Source organism: Fervidibacillus halotolerans (assembly GCF_026547205.1).
Classification (GTDB): Bacteria; Bacillota; Bacilli; order Bacillales; family Caldibacillaceae; genus Fervidibacillus; species Fervidibacillus halotolerans.
In genome coordinates this window covers 471,405-494,432 of the sequence record NZ_CP106877.1, presented here as the reverse complement: position 1 = coordinate 494,432, position 23,028 = coordinate 471,405, and the positions used below count along the sequence as shown (strand labels likewise).

The following is a 23,028-nucleotide window of genomic DNA, read 5'->3' as shown; positions in this document are numbered from 1 at the left end:
CCTCCTTAAAAATTTTTGCGGATCAGAAACCACCTTCTTTTCTTTTATTTTAGACCGATCATTTTTAATTCTTTTCATGGAAATGTCAAGAACTTGTTAAGATTACTTGCAAATGAACTAGTTTCCTCCATATCCTTCCAATACTTGGCTAATTCTTACTGAAGTAAAATGTATTTACGAATGCAATTTGACAATTAAACAAATAAAAAAAGCGCTAATACAAAAACTTGCGCTTTTAGCATTGTTTTACAAATATTTCCGCTGAACAGTCCGACCATCGTAAGAAAATACGATCGGTTTTTCTTCAATGACCGTTTCCAAATAAACATTTTTCCCCCATAATTGGTATATATAAGGAAGGACTTTTTCTAAATATTTTACATCTAATTCTATCCCTTCATAATGGTGTTTTAAGTACAGTTCACCGTTCCGCATATAATCCCCATCATAAACGGTAATATATGGAAAACCACCATTTACCCGCATATTGACCAGTTGATCTCTCACATTTTCCCAATCCTTATCGACTACTCGATAATCTCTTCCTTGTTTTTGGAATAAATATAGATCTTCTCGCTCTACGAGTTCTTTCGTTAAATAATTGCGAAGAAAAGACTGATCCGATTCCAGTTCCCGCACCTCAAAAATTTTTTCCCTTCCAGATCCCGGCTGAATTCCACGCTTTTTCATTTCCTCTGTTGGATGATTCCATCGATGTTCAATGTCTTCAAAAATTTTTAATCCTAAATAATATGGATTAATACTCGTTCTTGACGGTTGTACGACACTGGCGTTTAACTTAGCAAATTCCAGTGCTTCGTCACTCGTTAAATCCAGTTCTCGCAATATTCGTTGATGCCAATAGGATGCCCAGCCCTCATTCATAATTTTCGTTTCTAGTTGTGGCCAAAAGTAAAGCATTTCTTCACGGATCATCGTAACGATATCCCGTTGCCATTCTTCTAATTCTTTACTGTAATAAACGAGAAACAGAAGTAAATCCTTTTCCGGTTCAGGTGGGAATTTTCTTTTCCTTTTTTTACGTATCGGTTTTTCCTTTTTTTGATCGATATTCCATAAATCATCATACGGTGTTTTCGTTACGGTTTCTTCTTCCTCGAAAGTATCATCATCCATCGACCAAGATAGATGGGGACGGATCAAGGATGGGTCGATATGCTCCTCGATCGATAATACTGCATCGAGAAAAGATTCCACTTCCTTCCGTCCGTATTCAATTTCATATTTTCTTATTCGTTCAGCTGTTGCAGCCATACTTTCTACCATATCCCGTTTCGTATTTTGAAAACGCACGTTGTTTTTGAAAAAATCACAGTGGGCTAAAACATGGGCTACAATTAATTTATTTTGGATTAATGAATTGGAATCCAATAAAAAAGCATAACATGGATTAGAATTAATGACGAGTTCATATATTTTGCTTAACCCTAAATCATAATGGAGCTTCATTTTATAAAATTGTTTGCCAAAACTCCAATGGGAAAAGCGCGTCGGCATTCCGTAAGCACCAAAGGTATAAATAATATCTGCCGGACAAATCTCATAATGCATCGGATAAAAATCAAGGCCGAAACCTTTGGCAACTTCCGTAATTTCTCCAATCGCCCGATATAACGCCTGCTTTTCTTCCTGTTTCATGCCAATCCCCCTTTTCTTACTTTTAATGTATGAACCGGTGAAGAAATTCATGATTGACCAAATTTTGAAAGAGGGGGAAAGATTCGTTCAAACGGTAAAACATTTGGTTAATGGAACACCCTTGCGTTAAGCTACCACTACTTCTGCCTTCGTGGGTCGGGACTTTCACCCTATAGATTACACCCATGCCGGGCGCACAAAAAAAGGGGTGATTTTCAAAAATCAACCCCTTTCTGTATTATGAATAAATCATCAAGTTATTGTGCAGTATATCCTCCATCTACTAAAACCGTCGTACCTGTGACAAAATCATTTTCCACTAAGAAGACGATTGCATGTGCCACTTCTTCCGGCTGTCCTAGACGACCAACTGGATGACGGGCAACCAATCCATCATAAAATTCCCCTAAAGCTTCTTTATTAACCATACCAGTTTCTATATATCCTGGTGCTACTGCATTTACGCGGATATTTTTCGAAGCATATTGAAGGGCTGCAGATTTCGTCATCAAATTAACTGCCCCTTTTGAAGCATTATAAGCAAATGCTCCCGGTTCACCAACACTTCCAAGTATGGAAGAAGTGTTAACGATGGCACCGCCACCCGTTTTCAACATTTCCCTGATGGCGTATTTTATACCGAAAAACACACCGTCTTGGTTGACGCGAATAACTTTATGATAATCTTCGTAGGACAACTGATGAGTTTCTGAAAGTGTTCCAACGCCGGCATTATTGACCATAACGTCTAGTCTTCCATAATGTTTAACCGTTTCCGAAACTAAATTAGCAACGGATTCTTCATTTCCTGCATCTACTTGGATAAATAAAACATCTGCCCCTTGTTCCTTTAATTCCTTTTCTACAGCCTTTCCAGCTTCCACATTATAATCGGAAATAACGACTTTTGCCCCCTTTTCCACAAAAGCCTTTACCGTCGCAAGTCCAATTCCTGACGCACCACCTGTTACGATCGCAATTTTACCATTTAAATCCGTCATATTTTTCCCTCCCATATTTTGTGAAAATTTTTCATTTCATCCATATCTTAACATAAAAGCAATATGAAAAATGGAATTTTTTTGAAAAAAATGTGGATTATCTTATTTCTTCAGCACTTTGTTTTAAATATTGATCCACTTCTTTTGCAACTTCCCTACCTTCACGAATTGCCCAAACGACTAAACTTTGTCCCCTTCGAACATCCCCTGCTGCAAAAATTCCCTCTACATTCGTTTTATATTTTCCCGAAACGATTTTCGCACGATGGTTTTCCATTTCTACACCGAATTGTTCGAATAGTTGTGGGTACGTCCCTGTAAATCCAATCGCTATGAATACGTAATCAGCTGGCCAAATTTTTTCAGTACCTGGTATTTGTTCGAAATACGAACCCTCTTTAGTCATTATCTTTCTCGTTTCAACGGTCAAAACACCTTTTACATGACCACTTTGATTCTTTATGATTTCCTTCGTTTGAATTAAATATTGACGTGGATCTTTTCCAAACTTGGATTTGGCTTCTAAATGGGCATAATCGACGGTAAATATATCTGGTTCAGCCGGCCAAGGGGTATGATTCGGACGAGTGGCAGGCGGTTTCGGGTGCTTTCCAAATTGGACGCAATTACGACAACCTTGACGTAGAGCCGTCGCAACGCAATCAGCCCCCGTATCCCCTCCACCAATAACGATTACATCTTTCCCGTGCACATTGATTTTCCACTCATGATCTTCACCATTTAACAGATGTTTCGTCGCTCGGGTTAAATAATCCATGGCAAAGTAAACTCCAGAAGCATCCCTTCCTTGGATTGATAAATCCCTTTGTTTTTGGGCACCTGTTGCAATAACAATCGAATCAAATTTATTTTTTATTTGTTTGGCGGGAATCGTTTTTCCTACCTCTGTGTTTGTGATAAATGTAATCCCTTCGTCCTTCAATAGGCGGATCCTTCTTTCTACGATCCGTTTATCTAATTTCATATTTGGAATTCCGTACATTAATAATCCACCTGGACGGTCATCCTTTTCAAAAATCGTGACCGAATGACCCATTTGGTTTAACTGATCTGCAGCCGCTAATCCTGCTGGACCGGAGCCGATAATCGCCACTTTCTTCCCTGTTCTCCTTTTAGGAATTCGAGGTTTAATCCATCCCATTTCAAAACCTTTATCAATAATTTTCTGTTCGATGGATTTGATGGCAACGGGAGGATCTGTAATCGCCAATGTACACGAACCTTCACAAGGAGCCGGGCAGACCCGTCCAGTAAACTCGGGAAAATTATTCGTTTTCAACAACCTTTCTAAAGCATCTTTCCATCTTCCCCGATAAACTAAATCATTCCATTCGGGGATCAAATTGTTGATTGGGCAGCCACTGGCGGATCCGTTGATTTCCATTCCGGTGTGGCAAAAGGGGGTCCCACAATCCATACAACGGGCACTTTGAATTTTCGCCTCATCATCGGTAAAAGCATAGGAAAATTCAGCCCAATCCTTTATCCTTTCCATTGGATCCCTTTCTCGGGGCGAAATTCGTTTGTATTCTAGAAATCCGGTCTTTTTCCCCAAATTTGGACACCCTCTCCCTTTTTAATTTGTCACAATTTCCTTCGATTTTTTCACCTTTAAAAGATGATTTTGCCCTTGACTTGCTTCAAAAGCCATATAACGTGCTTCTTCATCGGAATAACCTGAATCTTTCCATCGATTCATTTCCAACACCATTTGTTTGTAATCCGTCGGGATGATTTTTACAATCCGATTTTTCGTCTGTTCCCAATTTTTCAACACATGAAAAGCCCGCAAACTTCCTGTATATTGAAAATGGTTTTCTATGAAACGTTTCACATCGGATAATTCTCCATCATCCGGTACTTCCGTTTCGATTAGTTCATCGTTTAGCATCTCTTTCCAATTTTCCGTCCAATCGGTGAATAAATAAGCAATCCCTCCGCTCATTCCGGCACCAAAATTGTTTCCAATCTTACCTAAAATAATGACTTTTCCGCCCGTCATATATTCACAACCGTGGTCTCCAATCCCCTCTACAACTGCACTACCTCCACTTAACCGAACAGCGAAACGTTCACCAGCCCGTCCGTTAATATACACTTCCCCGCCTGTTGCCCCATATAGCGCTACATTTCCGACAATGACATTTTCACTTGCATCAAATGGGGATTTTTCAGGTGCTTTTAAAATTAATTTTCCACCCGATAATCCTTTACCGAAATAATCATTCGCATCCCCCTTAACAAAAAGGGTCATTCCCTTTGGAACAAAGGCTCCAAAACTTTGACCAGCAGAGCCAAAGAATTCGAGGGTTAACGTATCCTCCGGTAATCCTTGTTCACCGTATTTTTTTGAAATTTCACTACCGACGATTGTCCCAACTGCTCGCATCGTGTTATTGATCGATAATTGTATGCGGACAGGCATCTTGTCCTCTAATGCCTTTTGGACTTTGGGTAAAATTATGGACAAATCGACTGTACGTCCCAATTGATGATCTTGTTCCTTTCTCCATATTCGATTTCCCTTCGGCTGAACAAGTAGTCGATTTATATGGAGATATTTTGCTTTCCAATGTTCCTTTGCCCATTCGTTCAACTTTAAAACATCCGTTCTTCCAACCATTTCATCAATTGTTCGGAAACCGAGACTAGCCATGATTTCTCGCACTTCTTCAGCGATATAAATCATGAAACGTTCCACATATTCCGGTTTTCCAGTGAATTTCTCTCTCAATTTAGGATTTTGTGTCGCAATGCCTACAGGACACGTATCCAAATGACAAGCTCTCATCATTACACATCCAATCGAGATTAACGGAGCTGTACCGAAGCTAAACTCTTCTGCTCCGAGGAGAGCTGCGATCACAACATCTTTTCCTGTCATTAATTTCCCATCAGTTTCTAAACGAACCCGATCCCGTAATCCATTTAACATTAATGTTTGATGCGTTTCTGCCAATCCTAATTCCCAAGGAAGACCAGTATGCTTAATACTCGTTTTCGGCGATGCACCCGTTCCTCCGTCATATCCACTAATGACGATTACATCTGCTTTAGCCTTTGCTACACCTGCTGCGATTGTACCTACTCCTGCCTTCGACACAAGTTTTACACTAATTCGCGCATCCCGATTAGCATTTTTTAAATCAAAAATCAGTTGGGCCAAGTCTTCGATGGAGTAGATATCGTGATTTGGTGGTGGAGAAATCAATCCGACCCCTGGTGTAGAGCCTCGGACCTTTGCCACCCATGGATATACTTTATTCCCAGGTAGTTGGCCACCTTCTCCAGGTTTTGCTCCTTGGGCCATTTTTATTTGAATTTCATCTGCATGAACGAGATAATGGCTTTTTACACCGAATCGACCGGATGCGATTTGCTTAATTCGACTTTTTCGATTATCTCCATTGGCATCAAGGATATAACGATCAGGATCTTCTCCACCTTCACCGCTATTGCTTTTCGCTCCGATTCGATTCATCCCAATGGCCAATGTCTCATGTGCTTCCTTACTTAATGAACCGAAGGACATGGCACCCGTTTTGAAACGACGAAGAATCGATTCCACCGGCTCTACCTCATCGATGGAAATGGGGGTTACGTTGGAAGATAAACGGAATAGATCACGAAGAAAATTAAATCTCTCTTTTTCGACCCGATTGGAATATGTTTTATAAAGGGAATAATCTCCCTTTCGAACGGCCCATTGAAGGAGATGAATCGTTTCCGGATTAAAGGCATGATGCTCGCCTTCCTTTCTCCATTGGAAATCACTTCCGGAATCTAACGGTTGTTCTGAATCCATCGAAAAGGCACGTTCATGACGCAATTTTGCTTCCAATCCGATGATTGAAAGATCGATACCTCCAATTTGTGATGGAGTCCCGGTAAAATACCGATCGATTACATTATTATCAATCCCGACTGCTTCAAAAATTTGAGCACTTCGATAACTTTGAACCGTTGAAATTCCCATTTTGGCCATCACTTTGATGATTCCATCCGTTACAGCTTGCACATATTTTTCCACGATATTGGAAAAAGAATCCTCTATATTTCCCTCATCAATCAAAGACCGATATGTGGAATAAACCAAATAGGGACAAATGGCATCAGCACCATAACCGATTAAAGCTGCAAAATGATGAACTTCCCTCGTTTCTCCCGTATCAGCGATAATACTCGCCTTCGTACGAAGTCCGGTCCTCACTAAATGTTGATGAACGGCACTAACGGCCAATAAAATCGGAATAGGCACACGTTTTTTATCCATGTCACGATCGGATAAAATTAAAAGTTCAGCCCCTTCCTTTACAGCCTGTTCCGCTTCCATACATAACCTTTCAACAGCAATTTCCAACTCATTCGTAAAAAGGGTGGATATTCGTTTGCTTTTGAACCCTTTTATACGATTTTCCTTCATTTCTAACAATTGACTTTCTGTAAGAATTGGTGTGTTCAAACGGATTCGTCGACAATTTTCCTTTTCTGGTTTCAGAAGATTCCCTTCTTTTCCTAAGTAAGTAATTGTGGAAGTAACGAATTTTTCCCGAATCGAATCAATTGGCGGGTTCGTTACTTGTGCAAATAATTGTTTAAAATAATTAAAAAGGGATTGGGGCCGGTCGGATAAAACAGCAAGGGGCGTATCATTTCCCATCGAGCCTACCGGATCTTTTCCGTCCGTAACCATTGGAAGCAAATATTTATGAATGTCTTCAAAGGTATATCCAAAAGCGCGTTGAAATTGGCGTAATGGACCGATATTCCATACCTCATCCTTTTTGATTTCTAACGATACCAATTGGGATTGAAGCCATTTTTCATAGGGATGCCTGCTTGTCATTTGATTTTTTATCTCCTCGTTAGAAATCATTTTTCCTTCCTCTATATCGATAACCAACAAGCCTCCAGGTCCTAACCGATCTTTGTATGCGATTTTATCGTCGGTTATATCGATAACTCCAGCTTCAGATGATAAAACGATATAATTGTCCGTTGTAACATAGTATCTAATCGGACGCAAACCATTTCGATCTAATCGAGCTCCGATTTGTTTCCCATCGGTAAATAAAATGGCTGCTGGACCATCCCAAGGTTCCATCATCAAGCTATGATATTCATAAAAGGCTCTCATCTTCGGATGCATTTGTCTGTCGTATAACCATGGTTCCGGTATTAAAATCATAGATGCTTGGGTAGGAGACAAACCCGAAAGAACTAAAAATTCAAAGGCGTTATCTACCTTGGAAGAATCGCTTCCGTTCGTATCTAAAACGGGAATGACTTTCCTAAATTCTTTACCGAATGCCTGCTCAGCTAATTTCCGCTCCCGAGCAGTCATCCAATTTTCGTTCCCTTGGATCGTATTGATTTCACCATTATGGAGGAGATAACGATTCGGATGGGCTCTTTCCCAACTTGGAAATGTATTTGTACTAAAGCGGGAATGGACGAGTACATATGGAGAGGTAAAATCTTCATCTTGGAGATCCAAATAAAATTTTCCAACTTGATCGGGAGTAAGTAACCCTTTATATACAATCGTCCGGGTGGAAAGACTGGCGATATAAAAACTTTTCTTCTCATTTCCCCCCCACTTTTCCACTTGTTTGCGAAGGATGTACAATTTCCGTTCCAAATCGGAATGGTCACCTTTTTTTCCTATGAATACTTGACGAATAAATGGACAACTTTCCCTTGCGATTTTTCCAATTTGCCCCACATCGATTGGAACCGTCCGCCAGCCCAATACGTTCAAACCTTCTTTAGTCGCGATGTTTTCGAATCGCCGTTCGATTTCCATTTGTTCACTATGATTTTTATTGAAAAAAATCATTCCTACACCATAACGACCTTTTTCCGGGAGATGGAATTGGGCACAAACTTTTCTAAAAAATCGATCTGGAATGGCTACCATGATTCCCGATCCATCCCCCGTTTGTTCATCCACACTTCCTCCCCGATGATCTAAACGTTTTAACATGGAAAGACCCTTTTTCACGATGTCATGACTCGCCTTCCCTTTTAAATGCGCATATAATCCGATTCCACAAGCATCATGTTCCGCTTTCGGATGATACATACCTTGTGGTTTGGGAATGTTGTGAAATCCCATCAAATTCCCTCCTTTTCTTTCTTCTATTGAGTAAAAATGTATGTTTATATTATCCTTCATAAATTCACGGTATTTTTTTTCTTTTCTGAAAGAGGCTATTTTTCATTATATCTTTTCAAATTAATATAAACAATATATGATATAGATAAATTTAATCTAAAACCAATATGAATGGATGGATGGAAGATGGAATTACGACAGTTGAGATATTTTGTGGAAGTGGCGGAAAGGCAACATATGACAGAGGCAGCTGAGCATTTGCACGTCGCCCAATCGGCAGTTAGTTTTCAAATTTCAAAATTAGAAGAGGAATTAGGCGTCCAATTATTTGAACGTGTGGGGAGAAACGTTAAATTAACACAAATCGGTCAGATTTTCCTAAAGCATGTAAAAAAAGGGTTAGATGGAATCGATCAGGCCAAGGCTAAAATCGACGAATATTTAGATCCGGAAATAGGTACGATTCGAATTGGATATTTATCTAGTTTAGCCAATTACGTGTTGCCGATGATTATTTCTTCTTTTAAAAAAGACTATCCGAATATTTCCTTTCATCTGAGACAAGGTTCCTATGCAGAACTGGTTCAATCGGTAAAAAACGGAGAATTGAATCTTTCGTTTATCGGTCCCGTCCCAAATGATGAAGAACTCACCACATATGTTTTATTTACGGAACGTTTTTCTGCCCTCGTCCCGAACCATCATCCTTTAGTTGAAAAGGATTCCATTTTTTTGCATGAACTAAAAAACGATGATTTCGTCGTTTTTGCAAAGGGTTATGTTTTTCATAAAATCGTCATCGATTCTTGCAAACAAGCGGGGTTTTACCCGAAAATTAGTGCGGAGGGAGAAGATATGGACGCGATCAAAGGGCTCGTTTCCGCAGGTCTCGGTGTCAGCTTAATCCCTGATAATACCCTTATCGATAATGTACCAAGGATGACAAAAAAACTATCCATTCAACATCCAGAAGTGAAACGATCCGTCGGTATAATTATTCCAAAAAATCGGGACCTGCCTCCATCAGAAAAAACCTTTTATCATTTTGTGAAAAATTTTTATACAAAATTGACAAGATATTAACAAGCACTCTTTTTTCTTCCTTTACGGGTCGAGTATAGGGTAGTTTTATTTAGGAATCCGAAGCATATGGGCGTATAATGAAAACTCGACCCTTATACGACAAATGATCCGATTTATCACTGAAATATCCATTGATCTCCCGTTTGAGATGGCTCGTTTTTTTTTATTATAATAGTAAGGTCTGTTTCTTTTACCCCGTATTCGTCCTTTTTTCTCAATTGTTAAAAAAAGACGAGCACTTTCTTGAACTTAAATTATAGAGAGGAGCCTTTATGAGGAAAATATCAAACGTATTTTGGATTGTAACAGGAATTATTTTAATATTTTTGCTGTATGGAGTGATTGCACCGAAAAGCTTCGAGAAAGGAACAAATGTTATTCAAACGGTGATCACTAATTACTTCGGTTGGTACTATTTATTAATCGTTTCGGCCATACTTCTTTTTTGTTTATTTCTTATTTTCAGCCCTGTCGGTGTCATAAAGTTAGGAAAACCGGATGAAACACCATCCTTTTCTAGACCTACATGGTTTGCGATGTTGTTTAGTGCTGGAATGGGAATCGGACTCGTCTTTTGGGGTGCTGCCGAATCCCTTACCCATTACATCTCACCTCCGATTGCTGAAGGGGAAACGATTGCAGCCCAAAAGGAGGCAATGCGTTATACGTTCTTCCATTGGGGGATTCACGCATGGGCGATTTACGCACTTGTAGCCTTGTCGTTGGCCTATTCCCAATTTCGCAAAGATGAACCGGGATTGATTTCAGCAACGTTAAAACCGATCATCGGTGAGAAAGTGAATGGAAAAATCGGAACACTAATTGACGTTTTAGCCGTTTTTGCAACGATTGTCGGTGTCGCTACGACGTTAGGTTTCGGTGCTGCTCAGATCAATGGCGGTTTATCTTATTTAACAGGCATACCGAATAATTTTACGGTACAAGTTATCATCGTCATCATTGTTACCGTATTGTTTATCATGTCTGCTTGGAGTGGAATCAGTAAAGGAATTAAATATTTGAGCAATATTAATTTAATTTCGGCAACGATTCTCCTACTCCTCATGTTCATCATCGGTCCAACGGTTCTTATTTTAAATATGTTTACGGAAACACTCGGAGGTTATTTACAAAATATTGTTCAAATGAGTTTTCGTATTGCTCCGTTAAAGGAAGAACAACGGAATTGGATCAACGGATGGACGATTTTTTATTGGGCTTGGTGGATCGCCTGGTCACCTTTTGTCGGTATTTTTATCGCCAGGGTGTCTCGAGGAAGAACGATTCGAGAATTTTTAACTGGTGTTTTAATTCTTCCTGCAATCGTCAGCTTTCTTTGGTTTACTGTTTTTGGTACATCTTCCATCGAAATACAAAAATCTGGTGTTGTAAACTTAACGGAATTTCCAACAGAGCAAATTTTATTTGCCGTATTCGATCAATTCCCTTGGTCAAACCTTCTTTCGATCGTTGCCATCGCTTTAATTTTAACGTTCTTTATTACTTCAGCAGACTCGGCAACTTTCGTCCTCGGCATGCAAACAACGTACGGTTCCTTAACTCCTCCGAACAGAGTAAAACTGACGTGGGGAATCGCCCAATCTACGATGGCATTAATTCTTTTGTATAGCGGTGGACTTTTAGCATTGCAAAACGCTTTAATAATTGCTGCCTTTCCCTTTTCCATCGTCATCGTCCTCATGATGATTTCCTTGTACCGTTCATTATCTCAAGAAAAACGGGAATTAGGTCTATATTTTCGACCGAAACCGAAACAAAATTAACGAGAAAAAGGACGATTCAAAAAATCAGTTCCCCTGATATTTTGAATCGCCCTTTCTTTTTAAGAAACAAAAAAGTCCCCTTTATACCGAAATATATTTTTAAAATTTGAAAAAGGAGATAGAAACAATTTATATAGTAAACCACACCTTCTTTCGATGAAAAAGAAGGCCATCTTCTGAATATGGTCCGAATCTTTACCCTTCATAAAAAAACATCCAGTTCCTGTGATTTATACCTTCAAACATTCGGTTTTCGAACGTCAAGAGACAAGTAGAAGGACCGGTCAAAAGTTGAACGATGAAGAAAAAAAACCGTTCGTCAATGAGGTAATTGTATCTTCCAGGCCTCTTGTATCATTTGTTTGTTTTGTGTCCTCTTTTCCTTATTTCATCGACTAGAAGAAAACCGACATATCGATTCCTTTCCCACTCTTCCACCAGTTCTTCGATTGGTGGATGTCGATTATTTACCGGTTTACAAATTTCCAAAGTAAACCCGGGTCTTTGATACGCATGGATAAACCAGTCAGTAAATCCTGCGCCAACTGCATGAACAGGAGGATCGGCAAGGGAGTAACCTGTTAGATTGGCAAGCTTTACGGCAAGGGAATAATCCCCTTTTCCATATTTCCAATAAATTTCTCTTCCGGATGAATGATAACTCACAGTAGCTAGAGGTTTCAATTGATTGACAAATTGAACGATCGCCCTTGCCTCTTTTGCTTGTAATGGTTGGCTTCCTTTATAAAACTGAAAGGAAGGTTTTGGAGGGGACTTCATCTGTTCCCAGCCTGCCGGATATTGTCTATTTAAATCAATCCCTACTCCATTGGCTTTCCACCTAGAAAAATCCTTGCTCCCTCCATTCATTTGAACATAATGGGTATAGTTTTCCTTTGGGATTCTCCCTTGTTGAATATCAATACCATCGGGATTTACCATCGGGATGAAAACGATAGAAATTTCATCCAACAAGTTTGGATTATATTTTCCAAAACAGATGCGTTCTTTATAAGCATAAGCATATCTTTCAGCCATGACCATTAAAAGATTTGCCGTAATCCATTCCCTTCCATGATGTGCACCAATAAACAAAATAGCTTCTTTTCCCTTGCCAATGCGAAGGGACCAAATGTTTTTACCGAAATGGCTTTTTCCGATACTTGATATTTCAACAACCTTTCCATATTCCTTTTTTAATTCAATCAAATCCTTTTCCAAAGCATTGGAATCATACGGATTTTCTCCAATGACGTGAAAGGCAAATACACCCTTAACAAAAATCCATTGGAAACATAAACATATGATGAAAATATAGGTCTTCTTTTTCATCCATTCATCATCCTGTTCCATCTTTCGGTTAATATACTGGTAAAAATAAACGATAAGCATTTTTATGGCTGTAAACATTTTCAGTGAAAAAAAATTCATCATCCACACACACTATTAGCAACTCCTGATAAAGGAGGAGGGGTATGAAAAAAGCTGATTATGATCGGGCTTTGTATTACACGTTTCATTCCCAATGGGACAATTTGCTCGTTTTAATGGTTCGCACAAGAGATGACCTATTGTCTAAAAAAATTGAACAATTTTTACATGCCTACTACTTTCAACAGGATGATAAAATTGTGAAATCCCGCTTAATGTCGATGCTCGATTACGTGGAACATGCAAATATGTCTGCTGCCGCACTGCAAGATCAAATCATCCACTCCGTTTAGCCGACGGAACGAAAGAAACGGGAAGGAAAGGGACTGTGCAAATGCACGGTCTCTTTTATTTTATAAAATTTTTGAAAATTACTCAGAACGACTACAAAAGGGGAAAAACATATACATCGTTAATATGCGGTATTTCCTGGAATTTATGAGGAAATTTATTATAAACTTATGATAAAATACAAGTTAGTCCGTTGGCCATTTGAAAGGGGGGTGGAGGAAATTACTGACAAAAAACGGGACAATCTATTGTTTTTCAGTTGGGCGATCTCTGTTATTGCCACCTTTGGAAGTTTATATTTTTCTGAAATCAAACATTTTGAGCCGTGTGAACTATGTTGGTTCCAAAGATTGTTTATGTATCCATTAGCCTTAATGCTCGGTGTCGCCTATGTAAAAAAGGACTGGAATATCAGTTTATACGCTTCCCTTTTATCTGGAATCGGTGGAACCATTTCCATATACCATTATTTGCTTCAAAAATGGCCTGATCTTCATCAACATGATTTTTGTGGCATAATACCTTGTACCGGTCAATATATTGATTGGGCAGGCTTTATTACAATTCCGTTCCTCGCTCTCATCGCCTTTAGCATGATTTTTGGAATTAATATATATTTATGGAAATTGAATCAAGGAGGAACCAACCATTGAAGAAATTATGGATTTTTTTAAGCATTGTTATTCTCGGTTTTGCAATTCTCGCCATTTTAAATCATTACGGAACAAAGGAAGCTTTAAAAGATAATCCTTATCAGAAAGATGACTTAAATCCAGCTACGATTGAACAATTGGATGATCCGAATTATCAAAACATTATTTTACCAGACCAATTAAAATCCCAACTGGAAGAAGGAGAAACGGAAACGGTCTATTTTTACAGTCCAACCTGCTCCTGGTGTAAGAAAATGACACCGATTGTCGTTTCCGTAGCTAAAGAACTTAGTATCGACGTAAAATTATATAACGTTTTGGAATTTGAAGAAGGTCGGGATGATTATAATATTGAAGGAACACCGACCATTATTCACTTCAAACAGGGAAAGGAAGTAGCCCGTAAAGTTGGCTACGATGAAAAGGAAAATTTGCGTGTATGGTTTGAACAATTCGTTACTCAAAAATAATTTTCGATTATTTAAATCAGCTGTTTTCAAGGCTTAAAAAAGTGGGAATAAACTTTATCCTCTTCCCGTTTTATGAAGCCAGTTTTCCCATAATCATACGATCGATTGAAACGAATCACAGGTGGAATAGAAAATGACAAACAATAATACTTTTCACATAACCGTTCAAAAACAATGGGACGAAAAGACCATTGAAGAACTCGTTACAAACCTTTGGCAACTTCCAAAAAAAATGATTCACCAATTCCGAACGGAAAAATCGATTCTTGTCAATGGAAAGGTTGGAGATTTTGCACAAAAAATCCATGTTGGAGATCGTTTAACCCTTCCCCTTTTGCAAGATCGATGTCAAAAGCCGTCCCCATTCCCGATTCACGTAGATATTTTATATGAAGACGATCATTTATTAATCGTTAATAAACCGGCTGGTATGAAAACCCATCCGAATCATCCGCAAGAAGAGAATACGTTAATAAACGCCGTTGCCTATACAATTAGAAAACGGGAAAAGGATGTATCATTAAGCCATATCCATCGTCTCGACCAAGATACTTCTGGGACCGTTTTATTTGCTAAACATAGTATCAGCAAAGTCATTCTTGATCGGATGTTGGAAGAGCGAAAAATTCACCGTACTTATGTCGCTTTCGTCCACGGTAAAATGAAAAGAAAGAAAGGAACGATTAAAGCAAAAATCGGAAGGGATCGCCATCATCCGACAAGAAGACGAGTTTCTTCGACGGGAAAAGAAGCCATCACCCATTTTTCTGTCATCCGATACGATTCTCAAAAAGACATTACAGAAATCGCGTGCCATCTGGATACGGGAAGAACCCATCAAATCCGCGTTCATCTATCCTATATCGGTCATCCGCTTGTTGGCGATCGTTTATATGGAGGAAAAAACGTATTAGATCGACATGCACTACATGCCAGTCAAATAGAATTTATTCATCCATTCACATTGAAAAAAATACACATACAAGCTCCCTATTTAGATGGAATGGATCAACTGAAATAAACTCCCCCACCTTTTTCCCTTACAAACCGGGTGGGGGAATTCATTTCATTACAATTTAAAAAAATTCGGTTCCAAAGAAACGATGATATAAAACAATCCAAGCAATCTCTTTCATCCGACGAGCATGTTAAAAATCATCGGGATTGGATCCTGTTCGATAATCTTTATTTAATCGATTGATTTTGTTCATATCTTCCTCAGACAAGTGGAAATCAAATATATCGGCATTTTCCTTAATTCTAGATGGCCTTTTCGATTTCGGAATTACGATTAAATCGTTTTGAACATGCCAACGAAGAATAATTTGGGCAGGTGTTTTCCCATGTTTTTTACTAATTTCACCGATTACCGGATCATCAACCACTTGCCCCCTTGCCAATGGTGACCACGATTCAACGTGAATATTATGATTTCGGCAAAAACGACGAAGTTTTTCCTGTGTTAAATATGGATGGAGCTCCACTTGATTGACGACGGGTTTTTCCTCAAAATGATTCATTATATTCTCTAAATGTTGAATATGAAAATTACTTACGCCAATGGCCCGAACCAATCCTTCTTTATATAAGCGTTCCAATGCGCGCCACGTATCCATGTATTTACCAGAAACAGGCCAATGGATTAAATAAAGATCGATATACTCTAGGCCTAATTTTTTTAAACTCCCTTCGAATGCTTTTAATGTGGAATCATACCCTTGGGAACTATTCCATACTTTCGTTGTAATAAAAATTTCTTCTCGGGGAACACCGCTTTCCCTTATAGCACGCCCAACGCCCTCTTCATTTTGATAAAATTCAGCCGTGTCGATCAGTCGATAACCTGTTTCTAAAGCCGTTTTCACCGCCTGTACGACTTCTTCCCCTTCCTGCACTTTGTAAACACCTAAACCGAAGTATGGCATCTTCACACCGTTATGTAGCTGAAACGTCCCATTTAATGATTTTTCCATGATTCATCTACCCTTCTTTTTGTTTTCATTTTAACGAATCTCTGGAAAAATACCAATATGATGGAATGAATTTAATCGAAAAAAAGAATATAGTGTTTTCCTAATTAATTGGTATATAAAAAAAGGGCTACGATTTGCCCCTTTATGTTTTCGAATCATTCGTCACGGATTTTATTAATGCCTTTTTATCAATTTTTCCGACGGGTGTTTTAGGTAATTGATCGAGTGGAACGAATTCTTTCGGAACTTTAAATTTCGCCAGTTTTTTTTCACAATATTTTTTTAATTCATCCTTTTGAAGCTCTTCTCCTTTGAAACTGACAAAAGCGACGATCCGTTCTCCCCATTTCTCATCGGGGATTCCGACGACGGTTGCTTCATCGATTGCTTCATGTTGTAAAAGCCATTGTTCAATTTCCGATGGATAAACATTTTCTCCCCCTGTTATGATCACATCTTTTTTTCGACCTACGATATAATAATATCCATCCTGATCTCTTCTAGCATAATCCCCTGTATGCAACCATCCATTTTCTAATGTTTTTGCGGTGGCTTGTTGATTATTCCAATATTCAGTAAACACGTGCTTCCCTCGTATTAACAATTCCCCTACTTCGCTTCCAGCAACTTCTTTCCCCTGATCATCGACGATTTTTACTTCATTAAACATCATCGGTTTTCCTACCGATCCCCATTTTTCCATTGCCTTCATCGTAGGAATATAAAAATTGTTCGGACCGGCTTCCGTCAATCCATATCCTTCACGAAATGGCAAGCCCCTTTTCACAAATTTTTCGTAAATTGGAAATGGACACGGTGCTCCACCGGATAAAAATACCTTCATACTTGGAAAATCGAGCTTTTCAAATTCCTCCGTTTGTTGCATCATATGGTACATCGTCGGAACGAAAAGGGCGATTGTACATTGATATTTATTTAAATTAAGCAATGCTTCAGAAGGATGAAATTGATCACCGATGACTACTGTACCGCCATTGAACAATATCGGAATCGATAAAGCATTGATTCCACCTGAATGAAATAGGGGCATATAATTTAAGGTGACCTCATCTTCTGTCAATCCCCAACTAACGATTGTATTTATTGCATTCCATATGACCGCACGATAACTTAAAACAACGCCTTTTGGTCGCCCAGTCGTTCCACCTGTATATATAATCATCCAAGGATCTTCTTCCAAATAATGATTTTCCCATTTTTGTTCAGTTTTCACTTCAGTCAAAGGGGGATTGGAAATAGAAATTAGCGGAAGACGATCATCTGATAATGCTTTGGCTTTTTCATAAAATTTTTCTTGGAATATTATGAGTGAGGGGGAACAATCCGTAATAATATATGTTAGTTCTTCTTCCGATAATCGCCAATTGAGCGGGACAAAAATGGCCCCTATTTTACCACATGCAAACATAATTTCAAACAGTTCCGCCCGATTCGAAGCGATAACAGCCACCCGGTCTCCCTTTTTTATCCGGTGAGAAAGGAAGATTTGCACCCATCGATTTGCTTGTACATTTAAATCTTTATAGGACAGTTTTCGATCGTAATGAATGTCGATGATTGCGGTTTTTTCCCGAGATAATTCCGCCCTCTTTTCGATCCAATCCACTAAATGTCTCTCCTTTCCTTCAAATTGCCTTCGTTTTCACTGCTTTACAAATTAGCTAGGGAATTTGGATGAGAACGAATCTCCTATTTTTTAGAAAAAGTAGTTTATAAATGGCCATTCCCCACTACCTTCGAACAACCGAAATGCATCACCCACGAGCATTTTGGGAAATAGCCATTTTTTTAACGTGAATAGTATAGCGATTCCTAAATCGAACGAAGGCGCATCTTACTACATCATAATCCCACCATCCACATGCAATACCGCTCCATTAATATAGTCCGCTTCCTTTGAAGCTAAAAATAAATACGCATTTGCGATATCTTCCGGCTTACCGAGTCGTCGTAAGGGAATCATCCCTTTGATCGATTCAATCACCTTTTCTGGCACAGTTGTTACCATATTCGTCTCCGTAAACCCAGGAACAACACTATTGACATTGATGCCCTTTTTTCCTAGCTCCTTCGCCCATGTTTTCGTCATTCCTATCACAGCTGCTTTCGATGCTGCATAATTCGTCTGTCCGATATTACCGTATACACCTGAAACGGAAGAAGTGTTAATAATCTTTCCACTCCCCTTTTCAAGCATTTGTCCGATAACCGCTTGCGTGCAGTTGAATACACCTGCTACATTCACTTCCAGCACCCGTTGAAAATCAACCGGCTCCATTTTTGTTAACATCGCATCTCGAGTTATGCCAGCATTATTGATCAAAACATCGATGGTCCCAAAGGCCTCCACCGTCTCCCTTACCATCCAATCTACACTCTTTCGATCTGAAACATCGACAACCGATGTTAAAAAATTATTAAAGCCTTGTTCATTCAGTTCCCTTTCCCGCAAATCCAATTGTTCTTTGTCAAAATCTGCAAGAACCACCTTTGCTCCTTCTTGCAAAAATCGTTTGACTGATGCAAAGCCAATTCCTCCTGCTGCTCCGGTAATAATGGCAACTTTATCTTTTAATCTCATCATCGATCCCCTTCCTTTGACCCTTGTTACACTTGTAAAAATGTTTCCACATGACGTAGAAGCTGGTTCAAATCATCAATAAGTGGCGAATGTCCACAATCGACCAATTCCACAAATTTTGCATTTTCTCCTAAATCCTCCATAATTTCCTCCGTCATCTCTTTTGTAACTACTAGATCCCGATCCCCGCGTAATACAAGAACTGGGACATCGATATCCTTTGCTTGGTTCGTACCCATCGTGACACCATTTGATTGATTACTAATATTAAATATATTTAACGCATGATATACATCAGCCAAATTCCTCTGTGTCAACATGTCATCGATATATTGTTCATAACGCTTTTCATCCGGTTGATTTTTCGTATAAATCACATTGTTCCACATCGATTTTAAGAACAATCGATCCTTTTTATCATAGGCGGTTTGGACAGGAATTGTTTTTCCAATGTCTGCTTCAATTTCTTCAATCGTCTTTAATCGCTTTCTGAAATCGGGCATTCCATCCTCCTTTGTGTGGAAAAAGGGATATCCCCTCGTCGATGCAGATGCTAAGAGAATTAACCGATCTACATATCCCGGATAGTCTGCAACAAATTGCATGGCAACTGCCCCTCCAGTAGACCAGCCCATTAAAGAAAATTGTTTCAAACCTAGTTGATCGACAAATAGTTTTACATCGTCTGAAAAATCCTTAATACTTTGAATCCGGCGATGATAACTTGAACCGCCAAATCCTCGTAAATCGATAGCAATTAAATGTAGGCTTGGATCTGCTTTTTCCATCAATACATCCCAATGCTTCGATGATGTCATATTGCCATGGATTAAAAGAAGGGGCTTTTCACCACCATCCCGTTTTCGGTAAGTGATCGTTTCCCCGTTTGGTAACTCCACTTTAAATAATTGATCCATAAACAATCCCCCTTTGTTCATCGTTCACGAATGGTTTCTTATCGCTCCCAAAAACATTTTTCCTTCACTACGTATTTCCCCAACGGACGACTGTTGCCCCCCAAGCATATCCAATTCCTGCACTTACTAATACGACGATATTCCCATCTTTAAGCATGCCTTTTTGATCGGCTAACTCTAACGATAAAATCTGATCGATTTGACCAATATGACCGTAATCCTCCAAGTAAATCGTCTGCTCTTCCGACAATCCGAGCTGTTTTAATACATATTGATGGGCTGAACGTTTCATATGGAGAATGGCTAAATAGTCGATATCTTTTTCACTGTATCCACTTTTATAAAGTGCCTCACGAATCACTTTTAAAAAGTTGTTCATCGACCTTTGTTCTAATCTTCGTTTCATCCCCTCCGGATCAGGTACATCCAATCGGTACAAACCTTGTTCTAAAGTTTCCACCGTAATCGGATTTTTTGTTCCTCCTGCTGTAACGATTACATCTTCAGAGAATGAACCATCCGTCACTATGGATGATTCCAATACGATATTTCGTTTTACCCCTTTCTTTAATAAAAGAGCACCGCCTCCTGCTCCTAAGTTATTCATAAACCGGGTTCTCGCGTTATTGTAATCGATAAAATCCCCATTCCGGTATCCACCGGCCAAAAGAACGGTTTGAATCGATGGATCAGCAAGCATTAAACTTTTAGCAACTTTTAATGCCATAATCGTCGTTCCACATCGTAACGCCACATCGAAAGCCCATGCGTGATTTGCTCCAATCTCCTCTTGAAGCTTAATACCGGCAGTCCATAGTGGATATTCTTTATGTTCTTCCCCAATGTAAATGACCAAATCGATTTCCTTTGGATCGATCGATGCTCGTTTAATTGCTTCCATTGCCGCATAAATGCCCATTTGACACGTATGGTCATGTTCTCCAGGAATCGTTTTTTTTCGAATCCCCATTTTACCCTCAACAATATCCTTTGGAATCCCCGCTAACTTACCAATTTCTTCCCCCGTTATATAATCCTGCGGGAGGTAGATTCCTTTGCTGACGATTCCGATATCCATTAAATACCACCTCCGAAATCTCCGTGTAGACAGTCTACTTTTGTCTTGGTGAGATTACATTAAACCTTTACCCAGCTACTGTTTTTTTCGCATATTTTTCCTTTTTTCCTTTTCCACTAATCCGATTGCGAATCGTCCCTACAATACCTAATGGGAAAAAGATGACTGTTAAAATATAAAGAATTCCAAAGAAGATAATCCAACGTTCAAAAATTGGAGAAATGGATGCTAAATCGGTTAATAGGTGGTGAGCAAATTCGATTAAACCACTACCAATGATTGGTCCAATCAATGTTCCAACTCCACCGATGATCGTCATGAGTAACGCATCTAAAGTCATCTCCATTGTAAACACACTCGTATTGACAAAACGGAGAGAAAGGACATATAATGAGCCGCTGATGGATGCTGTTGTACCAGCAACGACGCTTGCAATGACTTTATAGTACAACGGATGAAAACCGAGGGATTCTACCCGTCTTTCATTTTCCCGAATGGCAACGAGCACTTTCCCAAAGGGCGATTCGGTAAATCTTTTCAATAGAAAATAAATCGCGATCATAAATGTTAAGCTAACGAGATAAAAATACGTTCGATCACGAAGGAATTCTGGTAAAGGAAAAGTAAAGCCGTCATTTCCATAGGTTAACGTACGCCATTTTTCCGCTACAACGAGAAACAAACTGGCGAAGGCCAAAGTTAACATCGCAAAGAAATGACTTTTCAATCGTAAAGTTAAAAAGCCGACAAGGATGCTGATCACTAAAGATAATAAAATGCCCACAAGAAGGGAGAGCAGTACAGTAAATATGGTTGATTCCATCCGATGTAAAATAATCCCTGTACTGTAAGCACCGATTCCAAAAAACATTGCATGACCGAAGGAAACAATCCCCGTATATCCTAAAAGAAGATCATAGCTCATGGCGAAAATGGCAAATATAAAAATTTGTGTTAACAAAATTAATAAAGTTCTCGACTCATAAATAAAGGGCAAGAGGAACAACAGTAGACCGACGATGATGACAAATAAATTCATCCGATTGTTCAACATTCCCATCTAATCACCCCTTTCCGTAAAAGAGCCCTTGTGGTCTGAAAATTAAAACGAGAATCATCAATAACATATTGACAGCAATCGACAATTCTGAAACATAATAGGCCATAAATGAACCGCTCAAGCCGACTAAAATCGCGGCAAGTAAAGAACCGGTAAAACTCCCCATACCTCCAATGACAACAACGATAAATGCGAGGATCGCAAAATCCATACCCATTTCAGCATATATGACCCCTGAATAAGGAGCTAACAATAATCCGCTTAATGCAGCCAGTGACGCCCCTACCATAAAAACGAGCATAAATATTTTTTGAATATGAATGCCCATCGCTTCCACCATTTCCTTGTTCATCACCCCTGCGCGAACAATTAAACCGATCCGGGTCTTTTTTAAAATAAAATGGATGGTAAAAAAGGCGATGAGACCAACAACGATGATAAATACTCGATATTTTATAATAATGATGTCACCAATTAACCAACTCCCAGATAACCATTCCGGGGCATGGGCCGGCAATTGATTAGGACCCCAAATTACTTTTAACAATTCGGAAAGAACAAGCATAAAACCTAATGTTATTAAAATTTGCTGAATATGATTTCCATAAACTGGTTTTATAATCAATTTTTCAGTCAAAGCACCGAGGACCAACCCGACGAACATCGCAAATAAAATGGCGAGTACATATTGACCTGTTACACCGTAAAACCAAATTCCACTATAGGCGCCCCATGCGAAAAACCCACCGTGGGCAAAATTTAATACATCCATTAATCCAAAAATTAAAGTTAGCCCGGCAGCGAGGAGAAAAATTAACATTCCCGTAGCCAAACCGTTGATAAGCAAATTGACGATTTGTTCCATCGATTCCCCTCCTTGTTTGTCA

Annotated in this window: 18 protein-coding genes; 6 read left to right on the top strand and 12 right to left on the bottom strand. The window is 39.1% G+C overall.

Features of this window, described 5'->3' with window-relative positions; genetic code table 11:
* Window positions 1–246: 246 nt before the first annotated feature.
* The 4 genes from OE105_RS02290 to gltB all read right to left on the bottom strand — a co-directional run bounded on the left by OE105_RS02290 (window position 247) and on the right by gltB (window position 8,799).
* Entirely contained in the window at window positions 247–1,659 is a 1,413-nt protein-coding gene (locus OE105_RS02290) for a SpoVR family protein (RefSeq protein WP_275421110.1), read from the bottom strand.
* Window positions 1,660–1,916: 257 nt separating this feature from the next.
* The gene (locus OE105_RS02285; RefSeq protein ID WP_275421109.1) at window positions 1,917–2,660 is read right to left on the bottom strand and encodes an SDR family NAD(P)-dependent oxidoreductase; all 744 of its coding nucleotides are present in this window, start codon (window positions 2,658–2,660) and stop codon (window positions 1,917–1,919) included.
* Between the two features lie 97 nt (window positions 2,661–2,757).
* Window positions 2,758–4,236: a glutamate synthase subunit beta gene (locus OE105_RS02280; protein ID WP_275421108.1), complete on the bottom strand. Its 1,479-nt coding sequence runs from the start codon at window positions 4,234–4,236 to the stop codon at window positions 2,758–2,760.
* Between the two features lie 21 nt (window positions 4,237–4,257).
* Window positions 4,258–8,799, bottom strand: a complete 4,542-nt coding sequence (gltB, locus tag OE105_RS02275; RefSeq protein WP_275421107.1) for a glutamate synthase large subunit — start codon at window positions 8,797–8,799, stop codon at window positions 4,258–4,260.
* A 186-nt stretch (window positions 8,800–8,985) separates the two neighbouring features.
* On the opposite strand from gltB, the gene gltC reads away from it, so the two are divergent.
* Both gltC and OE105_RS02265 read left to right on the top strand, forming a co-directional pair.
* Entirely contained in the window at window positions 8,986–9,882 is an 897-nt protein-coding gene (gene gltC, locus OE105_RS02270) for a glutamate biosynthesis transcriptional regulator GltC (RefSeq protein ID WP_275421105.1), read from the top strand.
* A 272-nt stretch (window positions 9,883–10,154) separates the two neighbouring features.
* The gene (locus OE105_RS02265; RefSeq protein ID WP_275421104.1) at window positions 10,155–11,666 is read left to right on the top strand and encodes a glycine betaine uptake BCCT transporter; all 1,512 of its coding nucleotides are present in this window, start codon (window positions 10,155–10,157) and stop codon (window positions 11,664–11,666) included.
* Window positions 11,667–12,020: 354 nt separating this feature from the next.
* Here the strand turns inward: OE105_RS02265 and OE105_RS02260 are convergent, their stop codons facing one another.
* The gene (locus tag OE105_RS02260) at window positions 12,021–13,100 is read right to left on the bottom strand and encodes a M14 family zinc carboxypeptidase (RefSeq protein ID WP_275421103.1); all 1,080 of its coding nucleotides are present in this window, start codon (window positions 13,098–13,100) and stop codon (window positions 12,021–12,023) included.
* 41 nt (window positions 13,101–13,141) lie between these two features.
* Between OE105_RS02260 and OE105_RS02255 the strand changes: the two genes are divergently transcribed.
* The 4 genes from OE105_RS02255 (at window position 13,142) to OE105_RS02240 (ending at window position 15,532) form a co-directional block, all read left to right on the top strand.
* Complete coding sequence (locus OE105_RS02255; protein ID WP_275421102.1) at window positions 13,142–13,390, top strand: YhdB family protein; 249 nt, start codon at window positions 13,142–13,144, stop codon at window positions 13,388–13,390.
* Between the two features lie 210 nt (window positions 13,391–13,600).
* Complete coding sequence (locus OE105_RS02250) at window positions 13,601–14,041, top strand: disulfide oxidoreductase (RefSeq protein WP_420842560.1); 441 nt, start codon at window positions 13,601–13,603, stop codon at window positions 14,039–14,041.
* Window positions 14,038–14,511: a thioredoxin family protein gene (locus OE105_RS02245; protein ID WP_275421101.1), complete on the top strand. Its 474-nt coding sequence runs from the start codon at window positions 14,038–14,040 to the stop codon at window positions 14,509–14,511. The genes OE105_RS02250 and OE105_RS02245 overlap by 4 nt, the downstream gene beginning before the upstream one ends.
* A 133-nt stretch (window positions 14,512–14,644) precedes the next feature.
* A complete protein-coding gene (locus OE105_RS02240; protein ID WP_275421100.1) occupies window positions 14,645–15,532 on the top strand; it encodes an RluA family pseudouridine synthase in 888 nt (295 codons plus the stop codon).
* Window positions 15,533–15,659: 127 nt separating this feature from the next.
* Here OE105_RS02240 and OE105_RS02235 read toward each other — a convergent pair whose 3' ends face one another.
* From OE105_RS02235 to OE105_RS02205, 7 genes are all read right to left on the bottom strand, one after another.
* On the bottom strand, window positions 15,660–16,484 hold the full coding sequence (locus tag OE105_RS02235; RefSeq protein ID WP_275421099.1) for an aldo/keto reductase: 825 nt from the start codon (window positions 16,482–16,484) through the stop codon (window positions 15,660–15,662).
* Between the two features lie 142 nt (window positions 16,485–16,626).
* The gene (locus OE105_RS02230) at window positions 16,627–18,111 is read right to left on the bottom strand and encodes a class I adenylate-forming enzyme family protein (protein WP_275421098.1); all 1,485 of its coding nucleotides are present in this window, start codon (window positions 18,109–18,111) and stop codon (window positions 16,627–16,629) included.
* 231 nt (window positions 18,112–18,342) lie between these two features.
* Window positions 18,343–19,086: a 3-oxoacyl-ACP reductase FabG gene (fabG, locus tag OE105_RS02225; protein WP_275422070.1), complete on the bottom strand. Its 744-nt coding sequence runs from the start codon at window positions 19,084–19,086 to the stop codon at window positions 18,343–18,345.
* Between the two features lie 26 nt (window positions 19,087–19,112).
* Complete coding sequence (gene phaZ, locus OE105_RS02220; protein WP_275421097.1) at window positions 19,113–20,003, bottom strand: intracellular short-chain-length polyhydroxyalkanoate depolymerase; 891 nt, start codon at window positions 20,001–20,003, stop codon at window positions 19,113–19,115.
* Window positions 20,004–20,070: 67 nt separating this feature from the next.
* The gene (locus tag OE105_RS02215; RefSeq protein ID WP_275421096.1) at window positions 20,071–21,081 is read right to left on the bottom strand and encodes a 3-oxoacyl-ACP synthase; all 1,011 of its coding nucleotides are present in this window, start codon (window positions 21,079–21,081) and stop codon (window positions 20,071–20,073) included.
* A gap of 67 nt (window positions 21,082–21,148) precedes the next feature.
* Window positions 21,149–22,141, bottom strand: coding sequence for a branched-chain amino acid ABC transporter permease (locus OE105_RS02210; protein WP_275421095.1), 993 nt, complete (start codon window positions 22,139–22,141; stop codon window positions 21,149–21,151).
* Window positions 22,142–22,145: 4 nt separating this feature from the next.
* Window positions 22,146–23,006 carry a branched-chain amino acid ABC transporter permease gene (locus tag OE105_RS02205; RefSeq protein ID WP_275421094.1) on the bottom strand — a complete coding sequence of 287 codons (861 nt, stop codon included), beginning with the start codon at window positions 23,004–23,006 and terminating at the stop codon, window positions 22,146–22,148.
* Window positions 23,007–23,028: the final 22 nt, after the last annotated feature.

Excerpts from the sequence above, each read along its gene's own strand:
- OE105_RS02290 (WP_275421110.1), bottom strand. The coding sequence starts at position 1,659 with ATGAAACAGGAAGAAAAGCAGGCGTTATATCGGGCGATTGGAGAAATT.
- OE105_RS02285 (WP_275421109.1), bottom strand. The coding sequence starts at position 2,660 with ATGACGGATTTAAATGGTAAAATTGCGATCGTAACAGGTGGTGCGTCA.
- gltB (WP_275421107.1), bottom strand. The coding sequence starts at position 8,799 with ATGGGATTTCACAACATTCCCAAACCACAAGGTATGTATCATCCGAAA.
- gltC (WP_275421105.1), top strand. The coding sequence starts at position 8,986 with ATGGAATTACGACAGTTGAGATATTTTGTGGAAGTGGCGGAAAGGCAA.
- OE105_RS02265 (WP_275421104.1), top strand. The coding sequence starts at position 10,155 with ATGAGGAAAATATCAAACGTATTTTGGATTGTAACAGGAATTATTTTA.
- OE105_RS02260 (WP_275421103.1), bottom strand. The coding sequence starts at position 13,100 with ATGATGAATTTTTTTTCACTGAAAATGTTTACAGCCATAAAAATGCTT.
- OE105_RS02255 (WP_275421102.1), top strand. The coding sequence starts at position 13,142 with ATGAAAAAAGCTGATTATGATCGGGCTTTGTATTACACGTTTCATTCC.
- OE105_RS02240 (WP_275421100.1), top strand. The coding sequence starts at position 14,645 with ATGACAAACAATAATACTTTTCACATAACCGTTCAAAAACAATGGGAC.
- OE105_RS02235 (WP_275421099.1), bottom strand. The coding sequence starts at position 16,484 with ATGGAAAAATCATTAAATGGGACGTTTCAGCTACATAACGGTGTGAAG.
- fabG (WP_275422070.1), bottom strand. The coding sequence starts at position 19,086 with ATGAGATTAAAAGATAAAGTTGCCATTATTACCGGAGCAGCAGGAGGA.
- phaZ (WP_275421097.1), bottom strand. The coding sequence starts at position 20,003 with ATGGATCAATTATTTAAAGTGGAGTTACCAAACGGGGAAACGATCACT.
- OE105_RS02215 (WP_275421096.1), bottom strand. The coding sequence starts at position 21,081 with ATGGATATCGGAATCGTCAGCAAAGGAATCTACCTCCCGCAGGATTAT.
- OE105_RS02210 (WP_275421095.1), bottom strand. The coding sequence starts at position 22,141 with ATGGGAATGTTGAACAATCGGATGAATTTATTTGTCATCATCGTCGGT.
- OE105_RS02205 (WP_275421094.1), bottom strand. The coding sequence starts at position 23,006 with ATGGAACAAATCGTCAATTTGCTTATCAACGGTTTGGCTACGGGAATG.